Below are 17948 nucleotides of genomic sequence, written 5' to 3' on the forward strand. Positions count from 1 at the left end.
CACGCCAATTAAAACGCTTTACAATTATAAAATAGCAAACAGCTTTCTTTAGTAAGTTCAGGATTATTTGAACACGAAATAGAAATCTGAAAACTGAATTACATGGAATTAAAAGATAAATTAGTATCCTCATTTATGGTATTGGAAGATCGACTTGATATCGATTCACCAGTGCATGATATTAGAAGCGAAGCAATAAAAACATTCGAAACGAACGGATTCCCTGGCAAAAAGGATGAGGCTTGGAAGTACACCTCATTAAAAAGTGTCTTAAAACATGATTATAGCGTATTTCCAAAACAGGAAAATGCATTAGATTATCAGGATGTTAAAAAGTATTTTATCCATGATATTGATACCTATAAAATTGTATTTGTGGACGGAAAATATTCGTCGTATTTATCAGAAACTACCCACGAAGGTATTGATGTTTGTCTCATGTCATCAGCTTTAAACAAGCCTAAATACCGCTTAATCATTGAAAATTATTTCAATAAAATAGCAACTAAAGATAGTGTTACTTCTTTAAATACCGCTTTTTCACAAGAAGGTGCTTATATTCATATTCCAAAAAATAAATTGGTTGCAAAACCTATCCAAATTATCCATTTTGCTACCGGAAACGAATCGGCTTTAATGTTACAGCCTCGAAATTTAATTGTGGTGGATGAAAATTCGCATGTGCAAATTATCGAGCGCCATCAAAGTTTAACAGAAAATCCTGTTTTAACCAATAGCGTAACGGAAATCTACGCCAACAAACGTGCAATTGTTGATTATTATAAAATTCAAAATGACAATGAGCATGCATCATTAATTGATAGCACTTTCATTAATCAGAAGCGCGAAAGTCATGCCTCTGTACACACCTTTTCGTTTGGCGGAAAATTAACGCGTAACAATCTGAATTTTTATCAAAACGGGGAACGTATTGATTCTACATTAAAGGGCATTACAATTATTGGCAATAAGCAACATGTAGATCACAACACATTGGTGCATCATATTGAACCAAATTGCGAAAGTCACCAAGATTATAAAGGTATTTTTGCAGATAGTTCAACCGGCGTTTTTAATGGAAAAGTACTTGTGGACAAAGAAGCACAGAAAACCAATGCGTTTCAGGCCAACAACAACATTCTAGTGAGCGATAAAGCTAGTATCAATACCAAGCCACAATTAGAGATTTTTGCTGACGATGTTAAATGCTCACACGGTTGTACCATTGGTCAATTGGATGAAAGTGCTATGTTTTACATGCGTTCTCGTGGAATTCCCGAAAAGGAAGCTAAAGCATTACTTATGTTTGCTTTTAGTAATAACGTAATGAGCTCGGTAAAAGTCCCTGAAATAAAGGAACGTATTACCAAAATTATTGCCAATAAATTAGGCGTAAATATTGGTTTCGATTTGTAGTTAAATTAAAATCTAAAATTACGAGTAGTGGGAAATACCTATTTTTTTTTGAAGCTATTTCCCGCTATCCGCTAAATCTTTTTGCAAAAAAACGCAAAAAGGATACCGCTACTATCGGGGCTATTTAAAACAAAACTATGTTTAACGTAGAAAAAATTAGACAAGATTTCCCCATTCTTCAAAGGCAAGTAAATGGTAAACCTTTAGTGTACTTAGATAATGCCGCCACATCACAAACACCGCAACAGGTTATTGATGTTATTGTAGACTATTACAGCAATTACAACGCTAATATCCACAGAGGCGTTCACTCCTTAAGTCAAGAAGCTACCGATAAATACGAAGCAGGAAGACACACCATTCAAAAACATTTTAATGCCAAACATGCCCATGAAATTATCATGACTGCTGGAACAACACAAGGTATTAATTTGGTTGCCAATGGTTTTTCATCACTTTTAACAAAAGACGATGAGATTATAGTTTCAGCATTAGAACATCATAGTAATATTGTGCCATGGCAAATGTTATGCGAAAAAACAGGAGCCACTTTAAAGGTAATTCCTATGAATATGGCTGGCGAATTAATTATGGATGATTATGGTACGTTGCTGTCTAAAAACACCAAACTTGTATTTGTAAATCACATTTCAAATGCATTAGGAACCATCAATCCAATAGAAGAAATTATTAGAAAAGCACATCAAGTTGGTGCAGCCGTTTTGGTAGATGGCGCACAAGCTTGCCCACATATAAAAGCCGATATGCAAGCCTTGGATATTGATTTCTATGTAGCTTCAGCTCATAAAATGTGCGGACCAACAGGCGTTGGTTTTTTATATGGAAAAGAAGATTGGCTTAATAAATTACCTCCTTATCAAGGTGGTGGTGAAATGATTGCCGAAGTAACGTTTGAAAAAACAACCTATGCGGATTTGCCGCATAAATTTGAAGCCGGAACACCTAATATTTGTGGTGGTATTGCTTTTGGAGCAGCCATTGATTATATGAACAACATTGGTTTTAATGCTATTGCTAGATATGAACATGAATTGTTAGAATATGCAACAACCGAACTATTAAAAATAGAAGGTCTAAAAATTTATGGGACTGCCAAAAATAAAACCTCGGTTATTTCCTTTAATTTGGAAGGAATTCATCCCTATGATATTGGTACACTATTAGATAAAATGGGTATTGCAGTTCGTACAGGTCACCATTGTGCGCAACCTATTATGAACTTTTATAAAATTCCAGGAACAGTTAGAGCATCCTTTGCTTTTTACAACACAAAAGCTGAAGTAGATGCTTTAATTACAGGTGTTATAAAAGCACAAATGATGTTATCATAAATATCCGAAGCTATGAAATTAGAAAACATACTATTTGGGCTTATTGTTTTAATCACATTTTCTTGCAGCCATACAGATGCCACAACCATGTATATTGCCAATGAGCAAGTAGATTGTGTTGGTGTAAGCCCGCAAAAATGTATGCAGATAAAATTTAACAGTCAAGACGATTGGACATTTTATTATGGACAAATAGAAGGTTTCACTTTCGAAACTGGTTATTATTATAAATTAAGCGTCTCTAAAGAAACCATGGCTAATCCACCTGCAGACGCCTCTAGCATTAAATACACCTTGGTCGAAATTTTAGAGAAATCAACTACAGCAATTGACTAGTTTGGCTTTCTTTTTGTAATAAAGATATAAAAAACAACCATTATGAAATATATCAGCTTACTTGTCACCTGCCTTTTTATAGTTTCCTGTGGGAATAGTAAAAAGGCCTCTGCTATGAATAAACAAACACCTTTATCCGGTAATTATAGTATTATAGCTGTGGGAGAAAATGCCGTAATTGATGACAATCTAAACATTATGTTTAACATAGAAAAAAATAGAGTGGCAGGTTTTTCAGGTTGCAATCAGTTTTCCGGCAGTTATTCATCTACGGGTTCTGGTTTGGAATTTGGACCATTAGCAAGCACGCGAAAAATGTGTCGTCCAGAAGCAAATAAAATTGAACAACACGTTCTAAAAGCATTACATGAAACCATTCGTTTTTCAGAAAATAACGGTGTAATATCTTTTTATAATAAAGAAGGAGCCGTTTTAATAACCATGAATAAATCAGAAACTTCAAACACCGAAAAAATGAGTGATCAAAAAGAATATCAGGTAGAATATATGGCAGTTTCTCGTGGTTATTATTTAATGATTACTTATGAAAATAAAAGTATATCATTTCAAAAAGACCGAACTTCTAAAATGCAAATTAAATCGCTTTCAGAAACCGAAATAACGGCACTTAACAACAAAATTGCCGATTTAAATTTAGAGGCGCTTGAAACGTTGGAGCCACCTTCCAAAGCACATCAGTATGATGGTGCAGCTGGAGCCACTTTAAAAATCACGAAAAATGGCACAAACTACCGTACGCCAACTTTTGATGCTGGCAACCCTCCAAAAGCCATTGAAGCACTAGTTTCAGAATTAATTGCCCATACTGAAAAGCAGTAAATAATTGAATAGCTGCTTTTCTTATTGTATTTTTGCATAAAATTATGACGATGGAAATTGAAGACATACAAAACGAAATTATAGACGAATTCTCTATGTTTGAGGATTGGGAGGAACGCTATCAATACATGATTGATTTAGGGAAAGATTTACCTTTAATTGATGCACAATATAAAACCGACGACAACCTTATATCAGGGTGTCAAAGTAAAGTTTGGGTGCATGCAGATTTGGTAGATAATAAAATTGTTTTCACAGCAGATAGTGATGCTATTATCACCAAAGGTATTATTGCTATTCTCATTCGTGCATTTTCAAATCAAGCACCAAAAGATATAATAAACGCAAATACAGCTTTTATTGATGACATTGGCTTGAAAGACCATTTATCACCAACGCGCGCCAACGGCTTAGTAAGTATGATAAAACAGTTAAAAATGTACGCCATAGCGTATCAAACACAGCTTAATTAATTTAAACTGTAATAGTTGATTTGTTTAAACGACAAATCATAGTAAGCAATCAACTTAACAACAAAAAAGATGAGTGAAACAATAGATACAACTGCATTAGGCGAACAAATAGTTCGCGTTATTAAAACCATATTCGATCCAGAAATCCCTGTCGATATTTACGAATTAGGATTAATTTACGATGTATTCGTTAATGAAGATTGCGATGTTAAAATCCTAATGACCTTAACAACGCCAAATTGTCCGGTAGCTGAAACATTGCCTTTAGAGGTTGAAGAGAAAGTAAAATCCATTGACAGTGTAAAATCTGCCGAAGTTGAAATTACATTTGATCCACCTTGGAGCCAAGAATTAATGAGTGAAGAAGCCAAATTAGAATTAGGCATGCTGTAAACAGCACTTTCGCCTTATACTTTTCTTTTGATTGTTTAAATCATTTTTAGGCACCTAAAACTATATTTTTAAATCTGGAATCTTGAACCTTCAATCTTGATCCCTTAACCTAACGCATGGCAAGATCTAGACTTAAATCATTAAAAGACAAAGAAAAAACTAGTTTAAGAAAGTCCTTTAGTGCATTAATTTATATTCCGCGGTTTTTTAAAGAAATTTGGAAAACGAATAAAAAACGATTCCTTTTATCTGCCATTTGCCGATTAATTGGGGCCTTTTTGCCTGTAATAATTCTTTGGGTTGGTAAGATTATTATTGATGAAATTATCCTTCAATCTGGTAGCGAAGTAACCAATTTCACAAGACTTTGGACCTTTGTTGGTCTCGAGTTTGCTTTAATAGTTCTTTCAGATTTAGTAAGCCGCGCCATTTCACTTACAGATAGTTTACTGGGAGATGCCTATTCCATTAATTCATCTGTAACCATTATAAAAAAGACGAATCAAATAGATATTAGTCTTTTAGAAGATTCCGAATTTTATGATAAGCTGGAACGCGCCAGAACGCAAACTGCAGGACGCGTAGGCCTTATGTCTAATGCCTTGGGCGAAATACAAAGTCTTATATCCATAGCCACACTGGTTGCTGGATTAATATATTTTGAACCTTATTTAATAATTTTACTAGTACTCAGTATTATTCCTTCTTTTATTAATGAAATTTGGTTTAGTCAGCAGCAATACTCATTAGCTAGAGGTTGGACAGCCGAAAGACGCGAATTAGATTATCTCCGTTTTATAGGTGCCAACAATCAAACAGCAAAAGAAATTAAACTTTTTGGTCTGACGGATTTTATTGTAGATCGTTTCAAAAACCTCTCCGAAGAATATTTTCAATTAAATAAAAAACTAGCTGTAAAACGTTCCGCTTTGGGTTTTGTATTTAATGTTCTAGGAACCTTAAGTTATTATGGCGCTTATATTTTTATAATTTACCGCGTTGTTTCTGGTGTTATCACGCTAGGTGAATTGACATTTTTATCGGGATCATTTAACAGATTAACGCGAAATCTTCAAGAATTCTTTTCAAAGTTTACAAGGATAACAGAAAGTGCACTTTATTTAAAAGATTACTTTGAGTTTATTGATTTATCTATTGTTCCAAAACACAAAGAAGATCAACCAATTCCTGAAAAAATTATGTCAGGTTTCGAATTTAGGGATGTGCATTTTTCCTATCCAGATTCTGATAATGACATTTTGAAAGGTGTGAATTTTAAAATTTCCGCTGGCGAAAAAATGGCATTTGTTGGCCAAAATGGTGCTGGAAAAACAACACTTACAAAATTGCTACTGCGCTTTTACGAACCTACTTCTGGAGAAATTTTATTAGATGGTATTAATATTAATCGCTTTAAAAAAGACGCTTATCAAAAATTTTTTGGAGTCATTTTTCAGGATTTCTTCCGGTATGAATTCACTGTAAAGGAAAATATTGCCGTGGGTGATATTGCGGAACTAGATAATCAAGAAAAAATTAAACATGCTGCCGAATTAAGTTTAGCAAGCGAAGTCATTTCAGAATTAAAAAAAGGTTACGACCAGCAACTTGGAAAGCGCTTTGCTAAAGGGCAAGAACTCTCTGGAGGGCAATGGCAAAAAGTAGCTTTAGCTAGAGCATACATGAAAAATGCCGAAGTCATGATTTTAGATGAACCAACTTCCGCATTAGATGCTAAAGCCGAGAGTGATGTTTTTAAGCGTTTTATTGGCTTAACTCAAGGGAAAACAAGCCTTATTATATCCCATAGATTCAGCACGGTCAGACAAGCGGATCGTATTTTGGTTTTGGATGAAGGCAAAATTTTAGAAATTGGCACCCACGAACAATTGATGGCTAATCAAGCGTTGTATGCACAACTCTTCCAGCTACAAGCTGAAGGGTATCAATAAATAATTTAACTTTGTATTATGGAAGAAGAAATAATTAATCGCGTTGCCAATAGCAAACTCGTTACCTTTGATTTAGAAGATTACTACCCAAAAGGGTCTCGTATGACTTTAGATATTAAGGACTGGTTGCAGGAAGGAATTGTGCTCCGTGAAAAGGATTTTAGAGAACAGGTTAAAAATCATGAATGGCAACAATATCAAGATGCCTATGTGGCTATTTATTGTTCTACAGATGCTATTGTGCCAGCTTGGGCTTATATGCTTATCACTATTTCTTTAGCGTCTATTTCCAAAAAAACGGTTTTAGGCGATTTGGACTTATTAGAAACCACTTTGTATGAAGAAATTATTTCAAATTTAGATGTTTCTGAGTTTCAAGACAAAGCTATTATTATTAAAGGCTGCTCTAAAAAACCGGTTCCGGTAAACGCTTATCTCATGATTACCAACAAATTAAAACCGGTTGTAAAATCCATAATGTTTGGCGAAGCTTGCTCAAGTGTGCCATTATTTAAAAGAAAATAGTACTTTTGTAAGAGAAATAATCACTAATTAATCCATAAAACCCTATGAAAAGAATCTTTACTATCGGTTTAGTGCTGCTTGCGACAGCCTCGTTTTCGCAAACAAAGGAAGAGCTAAAAGAGCAAAAAGCTGAAAAACAAGCCGCTGCAGATGCGTTGCAAGCAGAAGCTGATGATTTACAGAAACAAATAGACGCCTTTCCTGGTTGGAAATTTGGTGCTTTTGGTACCATTGGTGCTAGTTTTTCTGAATTTAACAATTGGTATGGCCAAGGAACACCTAATAATGCTTCTGGAAACATAACGATTACACTTAATCCTTATGCCAAATTAGACCGCGAAAAATATTTCTGGTATAACACAGGAAATATTAACTTAAGCTGGGTAAAATTTGATGACAAAGACGATCCAACTGATGATAGTAGCTTTAGAGAAGCTAATGATGTGTTTAACGTAACATCGCTATTTGGTTATAAAATAGCTAAAAATTTAGCAGCTTCTACGCTTGCTGAATACCGTACAACTTTAATCAACAACTTTAATGACCCAGGTTATCTAGACGTTGGTGTTGGTGTAACTTGGACGCCTCTTGAAAATTTAATAGTAGTGGTTCACCCATTAAACTACAACTTTGTATTTGCTGATAATGATGCTATTTTCGAATCGTCTTTAGGTGCAAAAGTAGTGGCTAATTATGGTCGTTCATTTGGAAAACTAGATTTCAACTCGAATCTTTCTGCTTTTATGAGTTATGAAGATTCTAATCTATCTAACTGGACTTGGATTAACGCTATTGGATATAAGCTTTGGAAAGGCATCGGATTAGGTTTTGAGCTTGGTTTAAGAGACAACAAGCAGGAGGCTGTTAACTTTGCTAACAAACAATATGAAGTACGTTTGGCTAACAATGGAGGTGTTATAGACCCTACAGATCCGCAACCAACTTTCGACAATGTAGATAATGATTTACAAGTTTACTATACCTTTGGTTTGAGCTATTCGTTCTAAAACAAACGTATTATTTTAAAATAAAAAAGCTCCGAAGTTACACTTCGGAGCTTTTTTATTTAACGTCATTTTGCTATTCGTCCCCTTTAAATTCTTCGGTTTTTTTCTTACTCTTGAATAGTTTTTTCAACCAACCATCTTCCTTTTCCAATTTACAATCCAAATCGTTTAACACATCATTACTTGGTGTTTCAAAAGTGCTTTTGGTAATCGGGTTCCATTTAGAATCCTTGTTCAATTTTTGATAAAAATGAGCAAACATGGGTAAAGCCGAGTTTGCACCTTGACCTAATGCCGTGGTTTTAAAACCCAAGTTGTAATTATCATTCCCAACCCACGTTATGGTTACTAATTGGGGTGTTATGGCTACAAACCAACCATCTTTGTTATCTTGTGTCGTTCCTGTTTTTCCTGCAATGGCGTTGTTCAGTTTATAGGTATTTCGCAATCGTGAAGCTGTTCCACTATTAACCGTTGCTTTCATCATTTCCAATAAAACTTGTCTGGTATAATCGCTAAACGCTTGTTTTTCTAAAATTTCAGGTTTAAAATCAACAATTACGTTACCGTTTTTATCTTCAATTTTGGTTATCATATACGGCTTCACACCATAACTATTGTTTACAAAGCTGGCATAAGCACCTACTAATTCCTTCAAAGTAATTTCGGCAACACCCAATGCTAATGACGGTTGCGAAGGCAACTCTTTAGTAATACCCATTTTTTGCACTTGCTCTTGAACTTTAGAAATACCAACATCATTTAAAACTTTTACGGCAATGGTATTTACCGAATTGCTCAACGCCATTTCCAAATTGTAATTAATATCCGTTTTTTCGTTGGGATCTTGACCGGCATTGGTTGGTGTCCAGTTTTTGTAGTTGGTATAAGTTACAGCATCTACAGAATAATATGAACAAGGTTTCATGCCATTTTCAATAGCTGCTGTGTACACAAATGGTTTAAAGGTTGAGCCCACTTGACGTTCACTTTGAGACACGTGGTCATACTTAAAGTAGCGGTAATCAATACCACCAATATAAGTTTGAATAGCACCCGTTTTTGGGTCGATTGATAACATGCCAGTATTTAAGAGTTTAAGGTAATGTTGCAAGCTATCCTTTGCCGAAAGCATTGCAGTACTATCACCTTTCCAAGAAAATATATCCATGTTGCGTTTTACAGATAACGAATCGTCTATGGCTTTTTCTGAAATACCTGTCTTTTTTAAGCGCTGATATTCTGGTAAACTTTGTATGGCTTTTTTAAATACGCTTTTATTGGGTGTCCAAGGTGCATTTTTGCCATAAGATGCTTCGTAAGCCACTTGCAGTTTGCTAAGATGCTCCGTCATGGCTTCTTCCGCCATAGTTTGCATGGTAGCGTTCAATGTGGTGTAAACAATTAATCCATCCTTATAAATATTGTACGCGTCGCCATTTGGCTTTTTATATTCTTTAATAACAGCTTGCAATTCTTGTTTAACTAGTGCTCTAAAATAGGGTGCCAGTCCTAAATCATGATTAAAAGAATGATACTTTATAATAAGAGAATCCGTTTTTAGCTTGGCGGCTTTAGGTGCTTCTAAATAATCATATTTTACCATTTGGTCCAAAACCACGTTGCGTCGTGACTGACTTCTTTCAACCGATTTTCTGGGATTAAAATAAGTTGTTGCCTTTAAGGTTCCTACCAAAGTTGCAGCTTCTGGAATAGTTAAATGCACTGCCGATTTATTAAAAAACTTTTGCGAAGCACTTTCTATACCATAGGTGTTATCTGAAAACGGAACCGTATTTAAATAAAGCGTTAAAATTTCTTGTTTGGAATACACATCTTCAATACGTTGGGCTACAATAGATTCCTTAAATTTATTAATGAGCATGCTAAAAAGCGCATAGTCTTTCCGGCCATATAAGTTTTTAGCTAGCTGTAAGGTGATGGTGCTTCCACCTCCTGCCGATTTATCTTGAAGTAGTATATTTTTAATAAACACACGCAGTAAACTTATATTATCAACGCCATCATGTTCGTAAAAGCGTACATCTTCAGTTGCTACCAACGCATCAATCAAATGTTTAGGAAACTCCTCATATTCGAGCGGCTGCCTATCATAGATATAAAATTTGCCAATTAGTTTTTTATCCTGATCTAATACTTGGGTGGCTTCTGCTTGTTTTAAAGCTCCTAATTCGGCATGTGTTGGCACTTTTCCAAACAATCCAAAATAAATACTTGCGTAAAGCAATACAAAGAATAAAATGATAACAGCCAATACAATTAGCGACCATTTTACCCAAGTTTTTTTAAGGAATACGTTTAGTTTTTCCATGAATTATAGAAACGTTAGAATCGAAATTTTATGCAAAATTCGTGTAGAAATTCTATTGTGTTTTATTCTTCTTCCTCGTAATCTGGATATAAAAAGTGATTATAAGGAAAACGTGTTACGTGAATGTCCCGAACCTCGTCATAAACCCGCTTTTTAAATTCTTTCATATTCTGCTTGTTTAAAGCTGAAATAAATAACGCATTATTACCAACCCGATTCATCCAAGTTTTTTGCCATTCTTCCAATGAATAATGTGCTTCGGTACGTTCTACTTCTAAATCTGTGTCGTCATATGGTTCTGCTTGGTAGGCATCTATTTTATTAAAAACCATAATGGTTTCTTTGTCAGCACTATCAATTTCACCTAATACTTTATTAACCGAATCTATATGTTCTTCAAAATTAGGGTGCGAAATATCCACGACGTGCAATAACAAATCGGCTTCGCGAACCTCATCCAAGGTACTTTTAAAACTATCTACCAATTGGGTTGGCAGCTTTCTAATAAATCCTACGGTATCGGTTAATAGGAATGGTAAATTTTGGATGACCACTTTCCGAACCGTTGTATCTAATGTGGCGAATAGCTTGTTTTCGGCAAACACATCACTTTTACTAATGGTATTCATCAGTGTAGATTTTCCAACGTTTGTGTAACCAACAAGTGCTACACGAACCATTTTACCACGATTACCACGTTGCACAGCCATTTGTTTATCTATGGTCTTAATTTTATCTTTAAGGAGGGCTATTTTATCCCGAACAATACGTCTATCTGTTTCAATTTCTGTTTCACCAGGTCCGCGCATGCCAATACCACCTTTTTGGCGTTCCAAGTGTGTCCACATCCCTTTAAGTCGTGGCAATAAATATTCACATTGCGCCAATTCCACTTGCGTTCTAGCATAGCTTGTTTGGGCACGTTGGGCAAAAATATCAAGTATTAAATTAGTTCTATCCAGAACTTTACATTCTAAAATTTTACTAATATTTCGTTCTTGAGCAGCGGATAATTCATCATCAAAAATGGCTGTTCCAATATCGTTTTCTTCAATAAATTTTCGGACTTCCTCCATTTTACCTTTTCCAATAAAGGTTTTTGGGTTTGGCAAATCCATTTTTTGAGTAAAGCGTTTTAAAACCTCTCCACCTGCGGTGTAGGTAAGAAACTCCAACTCATCCAAATATTCTTTAGATTTGTCTGCGTCCTGACTCTTGGTAATGACGCCAATTAATACGGCACGTTCGTGCGTGATATCTATTTTTTCTATCATAAACTGTGTAAAGCACAAAGTTAATCAATTGCAATCACTTTAATTTGTATATTTTTAACGCGAATACTGAAAAAGATGCATGAAATGGAAAAATCGCCGCGTTTACCACACACTTTTACCATAGCTTTTTACAATACCGAAAACCTGTTTGATATTTACAATGACCGCAGTAAACACGATCGGGATTATTTACCAAATTCCGAAAGACGTTGGACCAAAAAACGCTATCAAAACAAGCTTAATAAAATTGGCTTGGCTATATCCAAAATTGGCCTTGCTGAAACTGGAAATTTACCCAGTATTATTGGTTTAGCCGAAGTGGAAAACGGTAAAGTGATTCGGGATTTATTGGATACAACACATTTAAAAAATTCGCCTTATGATTATGTTCATTTTAATTCCAAAGATGAGCGTGGAATGGATGTCGCGTTTATTTATAATACAACGAAATTTACAGTGACCCACTCTGAAATTTATGCCATCCAATTTGAAAGACCTGAAGGTGGTGACGATTTTACTCGAGATATTCTTTTAGTAACTGGAATGCTGCAAGGCGAAACGATTTCGGTATTGGTAAACCACTGGTCGTCCAGACGTGAAGGCACACAACTATCTGAAGTGAAACGTTTACAAGCTTCCGAGAAAGTAAGCGAGATTATTAAAGATATTCAAACGAAACAAGCGGATGCAAAAATTATTATTATGGGCGATTTCAATGATGATCCACATTGTAAAAGCATCACGCAACTCATAGAAAATAACAATTTATTCAACCCAATGAATACCTTACGCTCCTATAATCGTGGGAGCTTGGTACACCACAGAAAGTGGCATTTATTTGATCAGATTATGTTTACGATGCCTTTTTTTGAATCGCGAGCAAACCATTTGGAATTTGAATCCGCCAATATTTTTGATGCCGATTTTTTAAAAGAATACAAAGGCAGATATAAAGGCACGCCTTTTAGAACCTATGCTGGCGAAAAACACAAAGGTGGCTATAGCGATCATTTTCCGGTGTATATGACGTTGAATAAGTAGGAGTACACTGAAGCATGCTTCCACACATCAATATAGCTTTTACGAAACTTAAAAACCTTTTATGGAGAAAAAACCGTCCCGAAAAAGGGACTATTAGAACCTAGAGAATAGACTTAAATTAGCCAGCAATTTGTAAATAGATAATTTGAATTTTTAATAATTTAAACAGCTTGCCATAGTATTACTGACAATAAAATGCAAGCAACAGGAAGCAACCAAAGCAAAAATATGGAGTGGTTTTGAGATTTCTTATTCAGCATTTTAGCATTTAGTACTTGACGCTTTCTTCCGGCATATTGTATCCAGTTTTTAAAAAACACAAAAACAGATGCCATAATAAATAATGCCCAAGCTTTATCTTGAGTCATGGTATTCATATTCATCTGGCTTGAAAATCCAGCAAAAAACATACCTAATAACAACAAAACTGAACATTGTAATATAGAAATATAAATGGTTGCAATTTGATTGGCTTTTTTATGTTTACGCTTTTTGTAATGCTTAAACACGGCAATAAACAGTGAATTGAAAATAGACATAAGTATATAATGGGATAAAAATTAAAAACCTGCTAATCTATTAAAATTAGCAGGTTCTTTATAAAATTACTTAAAAGACTAAATAGTTTTATTAGTTTTTTATTGAGCAGCTAGTATTTTAACTTTTCCTAAATCTCTAGTTGAAGATATAGCTCCATCTTCACTATCATAAACAAAGGCAATAAAACCAGTTCCAGTAGCTGCAGAAAGGTCAATAAAACCAGTCTCATCGTATATATTGTCGTAAAAGTTACCATTAATTGGAAGACCTTCAATTTGATTAGCGCCTACTTCCGTCCAATTAGCTGTAGAAGGATCAGTTCCTGCCACATAATCGTTAGAGTAATATGCTTTTAGAGGTTCTTCTCCAGCATCACTAAATGCATCTGCAATTTCTAATATCATTTGTTCGTCATCTTGAGCGTCAAAATCAAAAGCTGGTGATATTAACCAACTAACCATAGTTACGCCACTACCACTTTGAAAAGCTGTACCTCTCACATATGAAACGCCACCGAAGGATGCAGCATACCATTCTTTAGTTCCCGCTGTATTAATAACATCCCAGCCGTTTAAACCACCATCAAAATTTTCTTCAAAAACAACTGTAAAATCATTTTGATCCAACAACTCGCATCTTGGACCATCAAAATTTACACCTTCTAATCCGTTTAAGGCTAAAATAGTAGAACCACCATCAAAAGTTTTATTCACAACAGCAGTTATAGAACCGTTACCTAGAGGTAATAATTCATTTTTAAAATTGGCAAAACTACTTGTTTCTAATTGAAATGTTGAATAGGTAAAGCCTGTACAAGCTTGTAATCTTCTTTTCGTATCAAAATCGTTCATTGGGTCAAAATAGCGTTCTCCAGCTAAATTATCGGCAAACTCTACACCATCTACTTGAACCAATATACCAACATGCGTGCTATTAATATCAGAAAAACTAACATTTAATGGTTCTATAGTTTCCGTAACTGGTGATCTTAAAATTCCCATTCTTGCACGATTTTCACCAATGCTTGTAATGTTGGTTCCAAAACGTGTTGTTTCTGTTTCACCACCAACAGCTATAATACCAGTTCCAATACGCTCTTCACCAATATATAAACCTTTTAAACTTACATAAACCTCACGTCCAAAATTAAACTGATTGTATAAATCTACTTGGTTTATAACAATTTTAATTGCCGTTGTTGGATTTGTTGGACTATCTTGAAGAAAAAATTCTTTAAAGAAATTTCCAGACTTATCAGAAGACGATACATATCCTTTAATATATATATTTTCAACTTCTTCTATATACGGCATAGCATCCGTAGTATCACCATCATTATTTGGGTCCGATGAATATCTAGATTTCGCATCTGCAATAGAAATTTCTGTTCCAGTTGCTAATAAGTTGTTTAATCGGGCATTTTCTTCATCACCTAAACTTGTAGGAATGGTGTAATCGTCATCTTGAACACAAGATACAATAGCTAAACTAGCAACTACTGTTAATACTAGGGTTAAAAATTTATTTGTTTTCATAATCAATAATACGTTTAATTAATTTTTCTTTTTCTTTTTAGAATCTAAAGTTAACATTTACAAAATAAGTAGCACCACGTCCGTACCAGTATTTTGGTCCAAATTGACGTTTAGGTGTTTGATTGTCAGCTAACAATTCGTTGTAATTGGCATTTCTACCTTGCTCAAAACCACCTGTTTTGTAAATCTCATCTAGTAGGTTATTTACACTAGCAAATACACCAATATAGTAATCGCCAATTTTCCAAGATTTTCCACCCGTTAAGTTTACAGTAAAATACGCATCAATTTCTTCTTGCTTTAATAATTCGGTTGCTACGTCTTCATCATAATTATTAATTGGCAAACCATCGTTAGCTAAATAAAAGTTTTGAGTTCTTAATAATGGACTCACATCAATGTACGCATTTGCTAAATAATTAACCGTTGCTCCAAAAAACCAGTAGTCTGGATCGCGATATTCAAAACCTAATGAATAGGCTTGTTGTGGTCCGCCTGCAATTTTATAATCTTTTAAATTAGATGTAGTGGTTGGTGTCTTATCAAAGGCAAAACTAGTGGACGTTAAATAAAAATTAGGATTATTGTCATAGGTATATTGACCTATTGCAGCAACTCCTTTTAATTTAATAGTTGGCGTTACTTGCGCTTCAATACCTAATTCGGCTCCAATATGTTTTTTATCAACACCTTGAAGTACCTCTTGCACAAATGCAGATGTATCATTGAAAGTATCTGGGTTTTCGTCCGTTCCAATTTCAACGTTTGTAATACCATCCGCATAATAGAATCCAATTTCATTGGCATCTTCAATTTTCGTGTAGTAACCTGTTAATTTAGCCTTCACAATTGGAGATCTGAAAATATAACTAGCATCAAACGATGTGATTTTTTCTTCTGTTATATTATCAACTACACTATTGTTATCTCTTGAATTAGAATATGTATTTCTAATAGTTGGTGCTTTTGTAAGATAGCCACCATTCACATCTATTAAGTGTTTTCCAGTTATTTTATACGTAAGTCCAGCTTTTGCGCCGACACCAGTAAAGTTTAACTTCTCACCTTTTCCTAGCGATAAGTTTCCTAGAAACGCACTGTTTTCCCAAAGGCCTTCACGTTGATATAATGTACTTGTTACACTTCCTGAAAGGTAGAAATCTACTTTACTATATTTAAATTGTGCTTGTGCATATCCTGAAATAACCTCTGCAAAAATATTATAGTTGTAACGGAATTTATCACCTTCACCAATAACGCGGTTAGGGTTTTGGTTGTCATATTGGTAGTTGTCAAACGAATCCACGTTTAAAACACCATTACCGCCTAATAAATCTATTATTTCACCAAAGTTTTCTGACTTTAAGTTTTTGTAATTTACAGCGGCATTTAAAATAATGTTATCATTAATTTCCGTGTTGAAAATAGAATTCACCGTTATTTGCTTATCATCTTGACGGTCTTCATATAATACATAGGCATTTGTATCACCTACTGACGCATTGGTAATATTGGCATCTAAAATACGTTCCCAATCAATCTGGCCACCATTCATAAAATTTTGTTCAGCAATATAAGCGCCTGCATAATCAGGACCATCATTATCCGCTAAAAAGTAACTTGGTAAATCTTGGTAATAAGCAGGGCTTGGATTTGCTCCACCCCCATAATCTAAACGGCTATTTCCTATTTTACCAAATTGATAACCCACATTGGTATTTAAAGTAGTTTTACTACCAATGTCCCAATAGTGATTCAACATTAAAATAGGTTCTTCAATTTCTTTGATTCGTGAATTTTTCTTTTCACCATCTAACCAACCCCAATATTCGTTGTATTTAATATCTTTTAAATCGTAAACCTCTTGTGTATTAGGCGACGATTTTCCACGACGATTTGGCGTGTACATAGATGTAAAGTTCAAGCTGTGCTTGTCATTGATTTGTTTTTCAATGGCTATGAAGAACGAATTGGCATCATACAACGTTGCGTCTTGATAACCTTCATTTCCCCAACGTCTTCCGCCCATTGCAGCGTAAGACCAACCACCTTCTAATAAACCAGATGCATAACTAGCCATAACACGGTTTGTATAACTTCTATTTGAAGATGAATAGGTTACACGGCCGCCTTCACGATATTGTGATGCACGAACATTCATATTAGTTGTACCTAAAATACCACCAAAATTATAAGCTGAAGGTGCTAAACCAGTTGTTAATTCCTGGTTACGAAGCATGTCATTTAATCCACCCCAATCACTCCATTGCGGTCTACCATCATAAATCTTATTCATTTCGATACCGTTAATCAAAACCGAACCGTTTTCAGAATCTAAACCTCTTACTCTATAAAAGGAAGAACTCCATTCAAAAGCTGCTGTTCTTTGAAACACATCTTGAGAAGATTGTAGTAAACCTGAAATATTATCAAGTCCACCAGATTCGTCATCCAATTCATCATCTGTTAGGTTAATAGTAAATAAATCAGCCGATGTATCTCTTTCTAGAGTCATATCAGTAATATTTACCGTTTGCCCTTCATTAATGACAATTGGATATCTTTTAAAGACATACTCGTCTTTAGATATTCTTAAAATCTGATCTCCCAATGGTAAATTTGAAGAAAATTCAAACATACCGTTTTCATCAGTTGTGGTTGTAATGTCTGTACCTTCAATGGTAACAGTTACATTTCGAATTGGATCGAAGGAAATGGCTTCTGTGACACTTCCTTTTACTACTGTTTGTTGAGCAAATGCAGTAATTGTTGCGAAAAATCCGAATAAAAAAACAATTAAACTTTTTTTCATACTAGAATTTATAATTAAAAAGATTGATACTTTGCGTTAAATGTTAATTAAATTAAGCGTGCAAATTTACATTATTTATAATAAATATCTACTTTTGGCGTAAGATTTGTATTAACATAA

Annotated in this window: 15 protein-coding genes; 10 read left to right on the forward strand and 5 right to left on the reverse strand. The window is 34.6% G+C overall.

Going from position 1 to position 17948, the window contains the following annotated elements; genetic code table 11:
• The first annotated feature begins 102 nt into the window (after positions 1 to 102).
• The 9 genes from sufD (at position 103) to ACFPH8_RS01625 (ending at position 8294) form a co-directional block, all read left to right on the forward strand.
• Entirely contained in the window at positions 103 to 1416 is a 1314-nt protein-coding gene (gene sufD / locus ACFPH8_RS01585; RefSeq protein WP_376858191.1) for a Fe-S cluster assembly protein SufD, read from the forward strand.
• A 137-nt stretch (positions 1417 to 1553) separates the two neighbouring features.
• On the forward strand, positions 1554 to 2768 hold the full coding sequence (locus ACFPH8_RS01590) for an aminotransferase class V-fold PLP-dependent enzyme (RefSeq protein ID WP_376858192.1): 1215 nt from the start codon (positions 1554 to 1556) through the stop codon (positions 2766 to 2768).
• Between the two features lie 12 nt (positions 2769 to 2780).
• Positions 2781 to 3104, forward strand: a complete 324-nt coding sequence (locus ACFPH8_RS01595) for a DUF4377 domain-containing protein (protein ID WP_376858193.1) — start codon at positions 2781 to 2783, stop codon at positions 3102 to 3104.
• A 114-nt stretch (positions 3105 to 3218) separates the two neighbouring features.
• The gene (locus ACFPH8_RS01600; protein ID WP_376858194.1) at positions 3219 to 3944 is read left to right on the forward strand and encodes an META domain-containing protein; all 726 of its coding nucleotides are present in this window, start codon (positions 3219 to 3221) and stop codon (positions 3942 to 3944) included.
• A gap of 50 nt (positions 3945 to 3994) precedes the next feature.
• Positions 3995 to 4417 (forward strand): SufE family protein, encoded by a 423-nt coding sequence (locus ACFPH8_RS01605; RefSeq protein WP_376859093.1) that lies wholly within the window; start codon positions 3995 to 3997, stop codon positions 4415 to 4417.
• Positions 4418 to 4486: 69 nt separating this feature from the next.
• Positions 4487 to 4810, forward strand: coding sequence for a DUF59 domain-containing protein (locus ACFPH8_RS01610; protein WP_248396468.1), 324 nt, complete (start codon positions 4487 to 4489; stop codon positions 4808 to 4810).
• A gap of 116 nt (positions 4811 to 4926) precedes the next feature.
• Entirely contained in the window at positions 4927 to 6762 is a 1836-nt protein-coding gene (locus tag ACFPH8_RS01615; protein ID WP_376858195.1) for an ABC transporter ATP-binding protein, read from the forward strand.
• A gap of 18 nt (positions 6763 to 6780) precedes the next feature.
• The gene (locus tag ACFPH8_RS01620) at positions 6781 to 7287 is read left to right on the forward strand and encodes a DUF2480 family protein (RefSeq protein WP_376858196.1); all 507 of its coding nucleotides are present in this window, start codon (positions 6781 to 6783) and stop codon (positions 7285 to 7287) included.
• Between the two features lie 44 nt (positions 7288 to 7331).
• Positions 7332 to 8294, forward strand: coding sequence for a DUF3078 domain-containing protein (locus ACFPH8_RS01625; RefSeq protein WP_376858197.1), 963 nt, complete (start codon positions 7332 to 7334; stop codon positions 8292 to 8294).
• Between the two features lie 73 nt (positions 8295 to 8367).
• On the opposite strand, the gene ACFPH8_RS01630 is transcribed toward ACFPH8_RS01625, so the two are convergent.
• Together ACFPH8_RS01630 and hflX are read right to left on the reverse strand one after the other, a co-directional pair.
• Positions 8368 to 10626 (reverse strand): transglycosylase domain-containing protein, encoded by a 2259-nt coding sequence (locus ACFPH8_RS01630; protein WP_376858198.1) that lies wholly within the window; start codon positions 10624 to 10626, stop codon positions 8368 to 8370.
• 62 nt (positions 10627 to 10688) lie between these two features.
• Positions 10689 to 11900, reverse strand: a complete 1212-nt coding sequence (hflX, locus tag ACFPH8_RS01635) for a GTPase HflX (protein WP_376858199.1) — start codon at positions 11898 to 11900, stop codon at positions 10689 to 10691.
• Between the two features lie 84 nt (positions 11901 to 11984).
• Here hflX and ACFPH8_RS01640 point away from each other — a divergent pair, with 84 nt between their 5' ends.
• The gene (locus tag ACFPH8_RS01640) at positions 11985 to 12941 is read left to right on the forward strand and encodes an endonuclease/exonuclease/phosphatase family protein (RefSeq protein WP_376858200.1); all 957 of its coding nucleotides are present in this window, start codon (positions 11985 to 11987) and stop codon (positions 12939 to 12941) included.
• 161 nt (positions 12942 to 13102) lie between these two features.
• Here ACFPH8_RS01640 and ACFPH8_RS01645 read toward each other — a convergent pair whose 3' ends face one another.
• The 3 genes from ACFPH8_RS01645 to ACFPH8_RS01655 all read right to left on the reverse strand — a co-directional run bounded on the left by ACFPH8_RS01645 (position 13103) and on the right by ACFPH8_RS01655 (position 17828).
• Entirely contained in the window at positions 13103 to 13480 is a 378-nt protein-coding gene (locus ACFPH8_RS01645) for a hypothetical protein (RefSeq protein ID WP_248396480.1), read from the reverse strand.
• 99 nt (positions 13481 to 13579) lie between these two features.
• Positions 13580 to 15016 (reverse strand): DUF5689 domain-containing protein, encoded by a 1437-nt coding sequence (locus ACFPH8_RS01650; RefSeq protein ID WP_376858201.1) that lies wholly within the window; start codon positions 15014 to 15016, stop codon positions 13580 to 13582.
• A 37-nt stretch (positions 15017 to 15053) separates the two neighbouring features.
• Positions 15054 to 17828 (reverse strand): carboxypeptidase regulatory-like domain-containing protein, encoded by a 2775-nt coding sequence (locus tag ACFPH8_RS01655; RefSeq protein ID WP_376858202.1) that lies wholly within the window; start codon positions 17826 to 17828, stop codon positions 15054 to 15056.
• Between the last annotated feature and the right edge of the window lie 120 nt (positions 17829 to 17948).

The sequence above is a fragment of the Bizionia hallyeonensis genome, from assembly GCF_042657385.1.
In the GTDB taxonomy this organism is placed as follows: Bacteria; Bacteroidota; Bacteroidia; order Flavobacteriales; family Flavobacteriaceae; genus Algorimicrobium; species Algorimicrobium hallyeonense.